Annotated in this window: 8 protein-coding genes, 2 tRNA genes and 3 rRNA genes; all 13 read right to left on the reverse strand. The window is 61.5% G+C overall.

Features of this window, described 5'->3' with window-relative positions; genetic code table 11:
* Positions 1-98 precede the first annotated feature (98 nt).
* The 13 genes from DCN14_RS12860 to phnT all read right to left on the reverse strand — a co-directional run bounded on the left by DCN14_RS12860 (position 99) and on the right by phnT (position 14,320).
* Complete coding sequence (locus tag DCN14_RS12860) at positions 99-1,523, reverse strand: DHA2 family efflux MFS transporter permease subunit (RefSeq protein WP_096507776.1); 1,425 nt, start codon at positions 1,521-1,523, stop codon at positions 99-101.
* 222 nt (positions 1,524-1,745) lie between these two features.
* Positions 1,746-2,210, reverse strand: coding sequence for a hypothetical protein (locus tag DCN14_RS12865; protein WP_143331714.1), 465 nt, complete (start codon positions 2,208-2,210; stop codon positions 1,746-1,748).
* Between the two features lie 224 nt (positions 2,211-2,434).
* Positions 2,435-2,547: ribosomal RNA gene (gene rrf / locus DCN14_RS12870) — 5S ribosomal RNA — on the reverse strand.
* A 151-nt stretch (positions 2,548-2,698) separates the two neighbouring features.
* A 23S ribosomal RNA gene (locus tag DCN14_RS12875) occupies positions 2,699-5,579 on the reverse strand.
* A 276-nt stretch (positions 5,580-5,855) separates the two neighbouring features.
* A tRNA-Ala gene (locus DCN14_RS12880) sits at positions 5,856-5,931 on the reverse strand.
* A 41-nt stretch (positions 5,932-5,972) separates the two neighbouring features.
* Positions 5,973-6,049, reverse strand: a tRNA-Ile gene (locus DCN14_RS12885).
* Positions 6,050-6,111: 62 nt separating this feature from the next.
* A 16S ribosomal RNA gene (locus DCN14_RS12890) occupies positions 6,112-7,644 on the reverse strand.
* The 16S, 23S and 5S rRNA genes sit together here with 2 tRNA genes alongside, the layout of an rRNA operon.
* 510 nt (positions 7,645-8,154) lie before the next feature.
* The gene (locus DCN14_RS12895; protein ID WP_096506644.1) at positions 8,155-8,706 is read right to left on the reverse strand and encodes a phosphonate degradation HD-domain oxygenase; all 552 of its coding nucleotides are present in this window, start codon (positions 8,704-8,706) and stop codon (positions 8,155-8,157) included.
* Between the two features lie 4 nt (positions 8,707-8,710).
* Positions 8,711-10,165 (reverse strand): phosphonoacetaldehyde dehydrogenase, encoded by a 1,455-nt coding sequence (phnY, locus tag DCN14_RS12900; protein WP_096506643.1) that lies wholly within the window; start codon positions 10,163-10,165, stop codon positions 8,711-8,713.
* Entirely contained in the window at positions 10,162-11,472 is a 1,311-nt protein-coding gene (gene phnA / locus DCN14_RS12905; RefSeq protein WP_096506642.1) for a phosphonoacetate hydrolase, read from the reverse strand. The genes phnY and phnA overlap by 4 nt, the downstream gene beginning before the upstream one ends.
* Positions 11,469-12,329, reverse strand: a complete 861-nt coding sequence (phnV, locus tag DCN14_RS12910; RefSeq protein WP_096506641.1) for a 2-aminoethylphosphonate ABC transport system, membrane component PhnV — start codon at positions 12,327-12,329, stop codon at positions 11,469-11,471. Before phnV ends, phnA begins: the two co-directional genes overlap by 4 nt.
* The gene (locus tag DCN14_RS12915; protein ID WP_096506640.1) at positions 12,319-13,239 is read right to left on the reverse strand and encodes a 2-aminoethylphosphonate ABC transporter permease subunit; all 921 of its coding nucleotides are present in this window, start codon (positions 13,237-13,239) and stop codon (positions 12,319-12,321) included. Before DCN14_RS12915 ends, phnV begins: the two co-directional genes overlap by 11 nt.
* On the reverse strand, positions 13,217-14,320 hold the full coding sequence (gene phnT / locus DCN14_RS12920) for a 2-aminoethylphosphonate ABC transport system ATP-binding subunit PhnT (protein ID WP_096506639.1): 1,104 nt from the start codon (positions 14,318-14,320) through the stop codon (positions 13,217-13,219). Before phnT ends, DCN14_RS12915 begins: the two co-directional genes overlap by 23 nt.
* Between the last annotated feature and the right edge of the window lie 14 nt (positions 14,321-14,334).

Here is a 14,334-nt window from a genome sequence, read left to right on the forward strand (position 1 = left end):
TACCGGACAATCCCGCTGGCGGTGAATCGAAGCGTCCGGTGAGTGCCGGGGGCAACAGTACGCCTCTGTCGCCCTCCGCATGCGATCGACTACTCGACCTACCCTCGCGCCGCACTCGCGCGCAGCCGGTCCCCCGCATCGGACGCAAGCCGTACATAGCCCGGCAACGTCAGCAACGCGAGCACGCCGGCGGCAACGAACGCCCAACGGAAGTCGTCGAGCACATAGTGAATACCGGCCGCGTCGCCGCGCACCAGCGCCGCGAGCCGCAACGCCAGCGCGCCGAACGCAATCCCCATCCCGATCGTCATCTGCTGAGCCGCACTCCACAGCGTGCTCGCCGCACTGGTCTGGTGAGACGGAATGTCGGCGTAGGCGAGCGTCGCAAGCGTCGTGAACTGCATCGAACGTGTGAGCCCGTAGACGAATACGATCAGCAGAGTCATTGTCAGCGGCGTCGATGCGGTCAGCCAGCCGCATGCAATCGTGCAGAAACCGACGATCGTCACGTCGACGAGCGCAACGCGCCGGAAACCGAAACGGTCGAGTATCCACGACGTGCCCGCCTTCATGCCCAGATTGCCGAGCGCACTCGCGAGCAGCAGCAGACCGGACTGGAACGGCGACAGTCCGAAACCGATCTGGAACAACAGCGGCAGCAGGTACGGCACCGCATTGACCGCGACGCGCGTGATCGATCCGGTGAGCACCGTCACCGAGAAAGTCGGCACCTTCAGCGTCGTGAAATCGAGCAGCGGATGCGCACAACGCCGCGCATGCAACCACGCGGCAATACCGAACAGCACGCTGGCGCCGACGAGCGCCGCTGCACGCGTGAGCTGCACGTCCTGCTGGCCGGCCGTTTCGGTGCCGAGCAGCAGACACGTCAGCGCCCCGCCCGCCAGCACGAAGCCGACCCAGTCGAGCGGACGCTGTTCCTCCGCGCGCGTATTCCGGACGATCAGCCACGTACAGACGAGCGCGGCGAGACCGAGCGGCACGTTCAACAGGAAGATCCAGCGCCACGATGCATACGTCGTGATGAAACCGCCGATCGGCGGCCCGACGACCGGCGCAACGATGCCCGGCCACGTGATCGTCGCGATCGCGCGCATCAAGCGCGCCTTCTCGGTGCCGCGCACGACGATCATCCGCCCGACCGGCACCATCATCGCCCCGCCGACACCCTGCAACAACCGCGCGGCAGTAAACGTCCCAACGCCGTTTGACAGCCCGCACAGTATCGATGCGCCGGTAAAAATGACGATCGCGCTGCCGAATACCGTGCGCGACCCATATCGGTCCGCGATCCAGCCACTGATCGGAATGAACACCGCGAGCGCCAGCATGTAGGCCGTCATCCCGAGGCTCAGCGCATTCGGCCCGACGCCGAAGGAGCGCGCCATTTGCGGTAGAGCGGTCGCGATCACGGTCGTGTCGAGGTACTCCATGAAGAAGGTCGCGGCGACGAGATACGGCAAGAAGTCGGTCGTCCGACCACTCTGGGCAGAGCTGGAAGTCATGAACGATGCAGTTACGGAAGGCGGGACACGCCGGCCGCCGCACAGGTGGCGGCCGGGACGAGTGGCGATATTACCCCGAAGCGTCCGAACTCTGCTTTGCAGGCCCATGATCCTGGAACGACTTTATGCGCATAGATTTTATTCCGCTTGAGCAGCAGCCATGCGCGCAGCCTGGATGAGGATAACGACTTTTATCGCCAATATCACGGACAATCGCCGAGGTTATTCGCCAATCAGGCCATCCTGGCGAATCGTGTATTGCTCGCCGCGGCATGCATCGCTCCACTCCGCACGGCCCTGCGCATCAGTTGTTCCGCGATAGACCACGACACCATCGGACACTCGGATCAGCGAAAACTTCATATTGGCGAACGGGCCGACATCGCCGTCTGCATCCTGGAATTTCGCGTGAAATGGCGCACGCACGCAGCTGGTTTGATGCTGTGCCGCGCATCCGAGCAGAGAGAAACTGAGCAGAAGCGGTACGAGCTTTTTCATTGGTATTGCCCGAAGGAATTCGTCAACGATGAAGAAAGACAGGAAGAGGATGCGATCAACATCAGCATTCGACCTCAACGTTTGACAGGAGATTGAGTCGATATGGGCACGAATACCCAAAGATAACCGATGAACTGTTGATTCGGGTGCTCGCCTTGATGGCTTGAGCAGCGAGAAGCGCATCGTCATGGCCGTGCCATGGCTCAGTTCCAATGGAGTCGGGGTTGTTGCTTGCCCCGCGCGATCGTGATGCTGGAGATCGATGTGTCGCCGGGGAGCGTCTGTCGCGTTTGGCCGATTCACGAGCTTGGCGGCGCTTGAAGGCCGAATCGCCTCCGCACCGTCGCATGCATTTCCGGTCGCACCAATGCAAAAACCCCCGCCTGTTCGGGCGGGGGTTCTCGGCTTAGGGAGCCTGACGATTACCTACTTTCACACGGGTATCCGCACTATCATCGGCGTAGAGTCGTTTCACGGTCCTGTTCGGGATGGGAAGGGGTGGGACCGACTCGCTATGGTCATCAGGCAAAGAGGGTTGCCGCGCTGCTTCGCAACGCGACCAATCCTGGAAGAAGCAGTAATCTTGGTTGTGTGTATCACACACGAGCATCCAACCTGTCGCCTGGATCCTGCTCAGTGCCTTCGCACCGCGCCGATCTACAAGGCAGACTTGTTATAGGATCAAGCCTTACGGGCAATTAGTATCAGTTAGCTGAACGCATTACTGCGCTTACACACCTGACCTATCAACGTCCTGGTCTCGAACGACCCTTCAAGGGGATCTAGTCCCCAGGGATATCTCATCTTAAGGCGAGTTTCCCGCTTAGATGCTTTCAGCGGTTATCTCTTCCGAACATAGCTACCCGGCGATGCCACTGGCGTGACAACCGGTACACCAGAGGTTCGTCCACTCCGGTCCTCTCGTACTAGGAGCAGCCCCCTTCAAATATCCAACGCCCACGGCAGATAGGGACCAAACTGTCTCACGACGTTTTAAACCCAGCTCACGTACCTCTTTAAATGGCGAACAGCCATACCCTTGGGACCGGCTACAGCCCCAGGATGAGATGAGCCGACATCGAGGTGCCAAACACCGCCGTCGATATGAACTCTTGGGCGGTATCAGCCTGTTATCCCCAGAGTACCTTTTATCCGTTGAGCGATGGCCCTTCCATACAGAACCACCGGATCACTATGACCTGCTTTCGCACCTGCTCGACTTGTCGGTCTCGCAGTTAAGCACGCTTATGCCATTGCACTATCAGCACGATTTCCGACCGTACCTAGCGTACCTTCGTACTCCTCCGTTACGCTTTGGGAGGAGACCGCCCCAGTCAAACTGCCTACCATGCACTGTCCCCGACCCGGATCACGGGCCAAGGTTAGAACCTCAAACAAACCAGGGTGGTATTTCAAGGACGGCTCCACCGAAACTAGCGTTCCGGTTTCATAGCCTCCCACCTATCCTACACAGATCGGTTCAAAGTCCAATGCAAAGCTACAGTAAAGGTTCATGGGGTCTTTCCGTCTAGCCGCGGGTAGATTGCATCATCACAAACACTTCAACTTCGCTGAGTCTCGGGAGGAGACAGTGTGGCCATCGTTACGCCATTCGTGCAGGTCGGAACTTACCCGACAAGGAATTTCGCTACCTTAGGACCGTTATAGTTACGGCCGCCGTTTACCGGGACTTCAATCAAGAGCTTGCACCCCATCATTTAATCTTCCGGCACCGGGCAGGCGTCACACCCTATACGTCCACTTTCGTGTTTGCAGAGTGCTGTGTTTTTATTAAACAGTCGCAGCCACCAGTTTATTGCAACCCCTTCACCCTCTGCGCGCAGGCGCATCAAGCTACAAGGGCGTACCTTATCCCGAAGTTACGGTACCAATTTGCCGAGTTCCTTCTCCCGAGTTCTCTCAAGCGCCTTAGAATACTCATCTCGCCCACCTGTGTCGGTTTGCGGTACGGTCATCGTTAGACTGAAGCTTAGAGGCTTTTCTTGGAACCACTTCCAATTGCTTCGCTCCCTAGGGAGCTCGCGCCACACCCTTGAATCCTGCGCCCGGATTTGCCTAAGCGCCTTCTCCAATGCAGCGACCGGGACTTCCAACACCCGGACAACCTTCCGCGATCCGTCCCCCCATCGCATCTAACAATGGTGCAGGAATATTGACCTGCTTCCCATCAGCTACGCATTTCTGCCTCGCCTTAGGGGCCGACTCACCCTACGCCGATGAACGTTGCGTAGGAAACCTTGGGCTTACGGCGAGGGGGCCTTTCACCCCCTTTATCGCTACTCATGTCAGCATTCGCACTTCTGATACCTCCAGCATCCCTTCCGAGACACCTTCGCAGGCTTACAGAACGCTCTCCTACCATGCACATAAATGTGCATCCGCAGCTTCGGTATATAGCTTAGCCCCGTTACATCTTCCGCGCAGGACGACTCGATCAGTGAGCTATTACGCTTTCTTTAAAGGGTGGCTGCTTCTAAGCCAACCTCCTGACTGTTTTAGCCTTCCCACTTCGTTTCCCACTTAGCTATATTTGGGGACCTTAGCTGGCGGTCTGGGTTGTTTCCCTCTTGACACCGGACGTTAGCACCCGATGTCTGTCTCCCGTGATTGCACTCTTCGGTATTCGGAGTTTGCTATGGCGGGGTAATCTGCAATAGACCCCCCAACCATGACAGTGCTCTACCCCCGAAGGTGAGACACGAGGCACTACCTAAATAGTTTTCGGAGAGAACCAGCTATTTCCAAGTTTGTTTAGCCTTTCACCCCTATCCACAGCTCATCCCCTAACTTTTCAACGTTAGTGGGTTCGGACCTCCAGTACGTGTTACCGCACCTTCATCCTGGCCATGGATAGATCACTTGGTTTCGGGTCTACGCCCAGCAACTGAACGCCCTATTCGGACTCGCTTTCGCTACGCCTGCCCTATACGGTTAAGCTTGCTACTGAACGTAAGTCGCTGACCCATTATACAAAAGGTACGCCGTCACCCCTTGCGAGGCTCCGACTGTTTGTATGCATGCGGTTTCAGGATCTATTTCACTCCCCTCCCGGGGTTCTTTTCGCCTTTCCCTCACGGTACTGGTTCACTATCGGTCGATCACGAGTATTTAGCCTTGGAGGATGGTCCCCCCATCTTCAGACAGGATTTCACGTGTCCCGCCCTACTTGTCGCACACCTAGTTCTTTCATACTGCTTTCGCCTACAGGGCTATCACCTGCTATGGCCGCACTTTCCAGAGCGTTCGGCTAACAATACAAATAAAGAGTGCAAGGCTCATCCCATTTCGCTCGCCACTACTTTGGGAATCTCGGTTGATTTCTTTTCCTGCGGTTACTTAGATGTTTCAGTTCACCGCGTTCGCTTCGCATAGCCTATGTATTCAGCTATGGATACTCCAAAAGGAGTGGGTTTCCCCATTCGGACATCTACGGATCAAAGCTCGTTTGCCAGCTCCCCGTAGCTTTTCGCAGGCTACCGCGTCCTTCATCGCCTGTGATCGCCAAGGCATCCACCACATGCACTTGTTCGCTTGACCCTATAACGAGTCTGTCTCGTTACAGGTTGAGTTCTCGCGTTGTGCCGTATTCCAATTGAGCCGAACATTAAGTTCGAATCATCTTGAGATACATCGATACAATCACAACCCGGATAACTTCCACGTCCATCTCGAGACGCTTCCGCTATCCAAATTACTTGCTTCTTCCAGATTGTTAAAGAACGACAGCCGATACTTTCGTACCGCTCTGACTGGCTCAATCGCCAATGACAAAGACTCGAACAACGCTTCGTTCGAACGCTTGTCATTGAAGATTGGTGGAGGCAGACGGGATCGAACCGACGACCCCCTGCTTGCAAAGCAGGTGCTCTCCCAGCTGAGCTATGCCCCCATTTGAGTACAGATACCCTCAGGTGTGTTACCGCCAGACAATGGTGGGTCTGGTTGGATTCGAACCAACGACCCCCGCCTTATCAAGACGGTGCTCTAACCGACTGAGCTACAGACCCCTGAGTCTGTCTTTAATTTACAGCCGATAAGCGTGAGCGCTCAACTTGGCGAGAAGCTCTGGAAAGGAGGTGATCCAGCCGCACCTTCCGATACGGCTACCTTGTTACGACTTCACCCCAGTCATGAATCCTACCGTGGTGACCGTCCTCCTTGCGGTTAGACTAGCCACTTCTGGTAAAACCCACTCCCATGGTGTGACGGGCGGTGTGTACAAGACCCGGGAACGTATTCACCGCGGCATGCTGATCCGCGATTACTAGCGATTCCAGCTTCATGCACTCGAGTTGCAGAGTGCAATCCGGACTACGATCGGTTTTCTGGGATTAGCTCCCCCTCGCGGGTTGGCAACCCTCTGTTCCGACCATTGTATGACGTGTGAAGCCCTACCCATAAGGGCCATGAGGACTTGACGTCATCCCCACCTTCCTCCGGTTTGTCACCGGCAGTCTCCTTAGAGTGCTCTTGCGTAGCAACTAAGGACAAGGGTTGCGCTCGTTGCGGGACTTAACCCAACATCTCACGACACGAGCTGACGACAGCCATGCAGCACCTGTGCGCCGGTTCTCTTTCGAGCACTCCCGCCTCTCAGCAGGATTCCGACCATGTCAAGGGTAGGTAAGGTTTTTCGCGTTGCATCGAATTAATCCACATCATCCACCGCTTGTGCGGGTCCCCGTCAATTCCTTTGAGTTTTAATCTTGCGACCGTACTCCCCAGGCGGTCAACTTCACGCGTTAGCTACGTTACTAAGGAAATGAATCCCCAACAACTAGTTGACATCGTTTAGGGCGTGGACTACCAGGGTATCTAATCCTGTTTGCTCCCCACGCTTTCGTGCATGAGCGTCAGTATTGGCCCAGGGGGCTGCCTTCGCCATCGGTATTCCTCCACATCTCTACGCATTTCACTGCTACACGTGGAATTCTACCCCCCTCTGCCATACTCTAGCCTGCCAGTCACCAATGCAGTTCCCAGGTTGAGCCCGGGGATTTCACATCGGTCTTAGCAAACCGCCTGCGCACGCTTTACGCCCAGTAATTCCGATTAACGCTTGCACCCTACGTATTACCGCGGCTGCTGGCACGTAGTTAGCCGGTGCTTATTCTTCCGGTACCGTCATCCCCCGACCATATTAGGGTCAAGGATTTCTTTCCGGACAAAAGTGCTTTACAACCCGAAGGCCTTCTTCACACACGCGGCATTGCTGGATCAGGCTTTCGCCCATTGTCCAAAATTCCCCACTGCTGCCTCCCGTAGGAGTCTGGGCCGTGTCTCAGTCCCAGTGTGGCTGGTCGTCCTCTCAGACCAGCTACTGATCGTCGCCTTGGTAGGCCTTTACCCCACCAACTAGCTAATCAGCCATCGGCCAACCCTATAGCGCGAGGCCCGAAGGTCCCCCGCTTTCATCCAGAGATCGTATGCGGTATTAATCCGGCTTTCGCCGGGCTATCCCCCACTACAGGACATGTTCCGATGTATTACTCACCCGTTCGCCACTCGCCACCAGGTGCAAGCACCCGTGCTGCCGTTCGACTTGCATGTGTAAGGCATGCCGCCAGCGTTCAATCTGAGCCAGGATCAAACTCTTCAGTTTAAACCTGTTACTGTTTTCGGTTCTTTCGAACCGGTCGCTCACTCAAAGCTGACAGGAATATGAATTGCTTCATAAACCTGACTTACTTTAGTGTGAGACTCTTGATACTTTCGCTATCTGATCCGAGGATCAGTTCGCGTCCATCAAGCGCCCACACTTATCGGCTGTTAATTTTTAAAGAGCATTTCTGCGAGGAACTTCGTGTTTCTCAGCAGCGCTGCGTTTTCAGCAGCAGAGAAGCGAGATTATGAACCGCTTTTTCCAGATCGTCAACAACATTTTTAACTGCTTCGTCGCGACGGCTGGGGGTCAACTCCGTGTGCGCCAAGGCTCGACAACAACCTCGACCGCACCGCTTCCCTTCCTTCCTCCCGCGCCGCGTTTCCGTTAGCGCGAAAGAGGCGTGATTCTAAGCAGTCGCCGCCGAGCGCGCAAGGGGTTTCTCGAAAAAATTCAAGGCCCCGCACGCTGCCGCGTGCGGGGCCTTGAAAAATAGAGATAACCGAATCGTCAGGCCACGCGCACCTGGCGCGCGACTATCTCCATATAGTGATCGAGACTCGGCGTCGCCTTGCCTGCTTCCTTGGCCGTATCGTCCCAGCGGCGCAGACGCAGCGCATCCTCCGCGAACGGGCGCTGCAGGAATGCCGCCGTCTCCTCTTCACTGAAGATGCCGCCCTGCAGCCCGAGGCTGCGCACCGAGTCCGGCGACAAGCTCTCGAAGTAGCCGGCGTCCGTCCGGCACAGGCACCGCTTCGCATCGACGTGCAGCCGGATCGGCTCCAGCACCGCATCGGTGAACAACGGTCGCAGGAACGGCAGCACGTAATACTGATGCAGGTCGTCGATTCCGCGGGCGCTCGGCGTCTCGCCCTGCCGGTTCAACAGATGCCCGAGGTCGTGCAGGAATGCCGCCGCGACCAGCGCTTCGTCGGCGCCCGCTTCTTCCGCCAGCAAGCCGCTCTGCAACGCATGCTCCAGTTGCGTGACCGGTTCGCCGCTATAGGCGACGTGGCCGTGCTCGCGATACAACTCGTGAATCTCTTCGACAGTCAATGCCATCCGCTTACTCCCAAGGCAGCGAAAACGTCTTCAGGTTCGTGAAGCTCTTCATCGCTTCCTGAACGCCTTCCTTATAACCAAGCCCCGAATCCTTGATCCCGCCGAACGGCGACAGCTCGATCCGGTATCCAGGCACTTCCCAGACGTTCACCGTGCCGACGTTCAGCTCGTTCACGAATCGCACGACCGCGGCCGTGCTGTCCGTGCAGAGCCCCGACGACAGCCCGAACGCCGTCCCGTTGCTGATCCGGATCGCGTCGTCGATCGTGTCGAACGCGATCACGGGCGATACCGGGCCAAAGGTCTCCTCGCGCACGATCGTCATCGACGGATCGACGTTGTCGAGCACGGTCGGCGCATAGAGCGCGCCGCGCCGCACGTTGCCGGTCAGCAGGCGTGCGCCCTGCGCGACCGCCTCGTTCACCCGCGCCTCGAACAGCCGCGCCGCCGCGTCGTCGATCACCGTGCCCATCTCGTTCGCGGGATCGAACGGATCGCCGTACGTCCAGGCGCGCGTCTTCTCGACGAGCAGCTCGGTGAATGCCGGCGCAATCGAGCGCTGCACCAGCATCCGCTTGACGGCCGTGCAGCGCTGACCCGAATTCCGGTACGAACCGAACACGGCCAGCGACGTCGCCCGCTCGAGATCGGCATCGTCGAGCACGATCAGCGGATCGTTGCCGCCCAGCTCCAGCACGATGCGCCGGTAGCCGGCCCGAGCGGCGATCGCCTTGCCGATCGACACGCCGCCCGTAAAGGTAATCAGCGACGCATGCGGATGCGTGACGAGTTCGTCCGCGATTTCGCGCGGATCGCCGGTCAACACCTGCAGCATCGGCTCGGGCAAGCCGGCCTCGTAGAGCAGGTCCGCCAGATAGAACGCCGACAGCGGCACCTTCTCGGACGGCTTCACGATCACCCGGTTGTTGGTCGCGATCGCCGGCGCGATCTTGTGCGCAACCTGGTTCATCGGATGGTTGAACGGCGTGATCGCGACGATCACGCCGTCGAGCGGCTGCCGCTGCGAGAACACGCGGCGCGCCTTGCCGTGAGGCGTCAGGTCGCACGAGAAGCTCTGCGCGTCGTCGCGCAGCGCTTCGACCGACGCGAACTTCAGCACGTCGGCGACGCGGCCGATTTCGTAGCGCGAATCCCGTTTCGACAACCCCGATTCGAGCGTGATCAGATCCGATGCCTCCTCGGTACGCTCGCGCAGCAGCGCGGCCGCGCGCTCGAGGATCTGCGAACGTTCGTAGCGCGTGAGCGTCGGCCGGTACGCCATCGCGTAGTCGAACGCGGCGCGCACGTCGTCGACGCTCGCCAGCGGCGCCGTCCCGACACGCGTGCCGGTATACGGATCGGTGACGTCGAACACGCGCTCGCGCGTCGCGCGCGTGCCGCACCAGCGCAGCGCCTCGGCGCGAAACGCGGGGTGATCCTGTCGGGGATGAGCCATCACGATGGGATCCGGTTCAGCACGAAATCGAAAACGTCGAAGTTGCGCGGACGACGCGCAGGGTCGTCCCGCTCGATCCGGCGGTTGAACAGCAACGGCACTTCCTGCTCGGACACGCCGCCGTGCGAACGCAGCGGGACGGTCAGGCCGGACAGATCGTGTTCGCGCTCGCGCGTGCCGAGCGTCATGTCGCGCCGCGCGATCACGACGAGGTCGCCGATCCGGTCGGACGGCAACTCGAAGCGCGCGGCCGCTTCCGCGTTGTCGAGCACGAGTTCGACGCCGTCGAGCCCGCCCACGCGCCACATCGCGTCAGCCCGGTCGACGCCGGGCGCCAGGTACACGGTGGCGAACGAGCCAAGCGCGCCGTGGTGCACGACGTACGGGTCGGTGATCGGCAGGATCACGCGCGCGGCCTGCGCGCCATACCAGCCGTCGAACGCATCCTGCAGATAGATCACGTTCGGGCGGCCCGTCGCAGGATCGTGCTTCGCGTTCATCCCGTGATCGGCAGTCAGCCCGATCGCCCAGCCGAGCGCGTCGAGTTGCGCGAGGTAACCGTCCATCATCGCGTAGAACGCGTTCGCGCCGGCGCTGCCCGGTTCGCACTTGTGCTGCACGTAGTCGGTGGTCGACAGGTACATCAGATCGACCTGACGCGTCTGCGCGAGCCGCACGCCGGCCGCGAACACGAATTCCGACAACGCCGCGCTGTATACGTCCGGCGACGGCAGTCCGACCCAGTCGAGCACGTCGACGATCCCGTTTTCCGCGAGGTTCGCCTGCGCGGCCTTCTCCGCGGAGAAGCAGATGCCTTTCATCTGCCAGCCGAGCAATCGGCGCAGCTTGTCCTTCGCCGTGACCACCGCGACCCGCGCACCGGCGCCGGACGCCGCCGCGAGCAGCGTGCCGGCCCGCAGGTAGGCCGGGTCGTTCATCATCACTTCGGCGCCGCGACCGCCGTCGGCGGCCGGATCCCAGAAGTAGTTGCCGCAGATCCCGTGGACCGACGGCGGCACGCCGCAGACGATCGACAGGTTGTTCGGGTTGGTGAAGGTCGGCACGACGCAGTCCGCGCGCCACGCGGTGCCTTCCGCGATCATCCGGCCGATGAACGGCGCGACGCCTGCTTCCACCGCACGTTCGAGATAGTCGTACTCGCAGCCGTCGACGCAGACGACGACGGTCGGTTCGACCGGCAGGCGGTAGCGCCGGCCGTTCACGTCGACGGAACGTCCCGCGAGATCCGTCGACGCCTTGCCCGTAGCGGCTTGCTCGCCGGGCTGCCGCAATGCGAACGCGGCGTTCATGATGCCGCCCGCTTGCCGCGCGGCACGCGCGCGGCGATCAGCAGCAGCGCCGCGAGCGACGCGCCGAGCATCAGCAGCGACAGCGCCGATGCGGGCAGGTAATAGCCGCGCTCCACCTGGCCGATCACGACGATCGGCACGGTCGCGAAACCGGGCGGATAAACGGTCAGCGTCGCACCGAGTTCGCCGAGCGACAGCGCGAAACCGAGCGCGAGGCTCGCGCGCAGCGCCGGCACGAGCTGCGGCAGCAGCACGCGGCGCAGCACCATCGCGGGCGGCGCACCGAGGCTCGCCGCGGCTTCGCGCAGCACGGTCAGCTCGGGACGCAGCGCGGCGGCCGCGCACCGATAGCAGAACGGCAGGATCAGCGCGAGCTGCACGAACACGACGATCGCCGCCGAGCTCGACAGATCGAGCGGCTTCTGGTGATACGCGATCAGTACCGCAAGCCCGAGCACGACGCTCGGCACGCCGTTCGGCACCATCACGAGCGCATCGACGACCGCACCGAGGCCGCGCCGGTCGCGCCCTTCGAGCGCAAGCGCGAGCCACAGCCCGAGGATCGTGCCGATCGCCGACACGCCGAAGCCGATTTCGAGGCTCGTCAGCAGCGCGTCGTATTCCGGCGACCCGAGCCGTTCGAACCAGCGCAGGCTGTAGCCGGCCGGCAGGATCGTGCCCGACCATTGCGTCGATACGCTCGACAGCGCGACCACCACCACCGGCAGCACGAACAGCCAGAAGCACGCGAACGCGGCCAGCGCGAGCGCCGCACGCGACGCATGCTTGAGCAGCGTGTCGCCCCAGCCGATCTGGTGGCGCGGCACGGCTTGCCCGATACGGAATTCAGCGGACATCGTTCCCTCCCGTCGCACGCCGGTTCACCCGGCGATAAACCGCATACAGCGCCAGCGACAGCGCCAGCATCACGACCGCGCCGGCCGACGCGGTCGGCAGATCCAGGTCGACGGTCGCGCTGCTGTAGATCGCGACCGGCAGCGTCACGAGCCGCGCGCTGCCGAGCACGAGCAGGATCCCGAACTCGTTGAGCGTCAGCAGGAAGCACAGCACGGTGCCGGCGGCGATGCCCGGCCACGCGATCGGCAGCACGACGCGGCGCGCGAGCATCCAGCCGGACGCGCCGAGGCTGCGCGCCGCTTCGATCAGGCGCAGGTCGAGCGTCGCGAACGACGCGAGCGTCGGGCGCACGACGAACGGCGTGTAGAACACGGTCTGCGCGAGAATCACGCCGCCGATGCCGAACAGGAAGTCGAGCGGCGGATTCTCGAGATGGAACAGGTGCTGCAGCCCGATGCTGATCGAGCCTTGCGAGCCGTACAGGAAGATCAGCGTGAACGCGACGAGGAACGACGGGAACGCGACGTACAGTTCGAGGAAGCGCGTGACGAGCGACGCGCCCGGAAACGGCTTGAAGAACAACAGCGCGGCGAGCAGCACGCCGAGCACCGACGCGGTGCCGGCGCTCGCGAACAGCACGCCGATCGTCGTCAGCAGCACGTTGCGCGTATCGGGATTGCCGAAGAACGTCCGGTACGCGGCGAAACTCAGCCCGTGATCGCCCGACACGCTCAGCAGCACGAGCCGGATCAGCGGATAGACGACGAGCGGGCCCAGCACGACGATCGCGAGTGCGGCCAGGTGCAGGTCGCCCATGCGCTTGCGGCGCCGCGCGACGGCGGCGTGCGCCGCGGCCGACGCGAGCACGTGCGGCGGCAGGCCGGCTTCAGGGCTCGATAAGGACGACATCGTCTGCCTCGCAATGCAGGGAAACGCGCGCACCGCGCTCGGGAGCCGCGCCGCGGCCGCGTTGCATCGTGACGCGCACGGGTTCGCCGGGCGCCGCGTCGATCACGACCGAGATCGACAGATCCGCGCCTTGCCACTCGACGGACGACACCGTGCCGTGCAGGCCGCCGGCCGCCGGCGGCATGACGGTCAGGCGCTCGGGGCGCACGCATGCCACCTTGTCGCGCACCTCGTGGCGCGGATCGCCGAGCGGGAAAATCACGCGCGGCGGCAACAGGTTGGCCGGGCCGAGATAGCGCGCGACGTAGCCGTCCTGCGGCGCGTCGTACAGCTGTTGCGGCGTGCCGAGCTGCGCGATGTGACCGTCGCGCATCAGCAGCGCGCGGTCGGACAGCACGAGCGCGTCGTCGCGATCGTGCGTCACGCAGACGACGGTCAGGTTCGGCAGGCGCTCGTGCAGCGCCTTCAGTTCGCTGCGCACGGATGCGCGCAGGTTGGCGTCGAGCGCCGACAGCGGCTCGTCGAGCAGCAGCACGTCCGGCTCGATCACGAGCGCGCGGGCCAGCGCAACGCGCTGCTGCATCCCGCCCGACAACTGCGCGGGCAGGTGGTGGCCGGCATCGCCGAGCTGCACGAGCTTCAGCGCGTCGGCGACGCGGCGCGTCACTTCCGACGAGGCCATGCCGCGGGCGCGCAGCCCGAAGGCGACGTTCTCGAACACCGACAGGTGCGGGAACAGCGCGTAATTCTGGAACAACAGACCGAGATTGCGCTTGTGCGGCGGCGCATAGGTCAGGTCGCGTCCGGCCACGGTCAGCGTGCCGGTCAGGCCATCGGCCTTCACGAACCCGGCGATGAAGCGCAGCAGCGTGGTCTTGCCGCAGCCGCTCTTGCCGAGCACGGTCAAAAATTCACCGGCGCCGATCGACAGCGACAGATCTTCCAGCACCGTGCGTGCGCCGTAGCGCACGCTCAGGTGTTCGATCTGCACGCCGCCCGGCGCGCCGGACCGCAGCGTTGCATGCGGCTCGGCGGCGCCGAATGCGCCGGGATGGGTCAGGGTGGTTTCCACCGGGTTCATCCTCTCGCTCACTA

This window comes from Burkholderia sp. IDO3 (genome assembly GCF_003366075.1).
Classification (GTDB): domain Bacteria; phylum Pseudomonadota; class Gammaproteobacteria; order Burkholderiales; family Burkholderiaceae; genus Burkholderia; species Burkholderia anthina.

What these genes read in the sequence shown, in the direction of transcription:
- phnA (WP_096506642.1), bottom strand. Translation starts at nt 11,472, where the DNA reads ATGAACGCCGCGTTCGCATTGCGGCAGCCCGGCGAGCAAGCCGCTACG.
- DCN14_RS12865 (WP_143331714.1), bottom strand. Translation starts at nt 2,210, where the DNA reads ATGACGATGCGCTTCTCGCTGCTCAAGCCATCAAGGCGAGCACCCGAA.
- DCN14_RS12860 (WP_096507776.1), bottom strand. Translation starts at nt 1,523, where the DNA reads ATGACTTCCAGCTCTGCCCAGAGTGGTCGGACGACCGACTTCTTGCCG.
- phnT (WP_096506639.1), bottom strand. Translation starts at nt 14,320, where the DNA reads ATGAACCCGGTGGAAACCACCCTGACCCATCCCGGCGCATTCGGCGCC.
- phnV (WP_096506641.1), bottom strand. Translation starts at nt 12,329, where the DNA reads ATGTCCGCTGAATTCCGTATCGGGCAAGCCGTGCCGCGCCACCAGATC.
- DCN14_RS12915 (WP_096506640.1), bottom strand. Translation starts at nt 13,239, where the DNA reads ATGTCGTCCTTATCGAGCCCTGAAGCCGGCCTGCCGCCGCACGTGCTC.
- DCN14_RS12895 (WP_096506644.1), bottom strand. Translation starts at nt 8,706, where the DNA reads ATGGCATTGACTGTCGAAGAGATTCACGAGTTGTATCGCGAGCACGGC.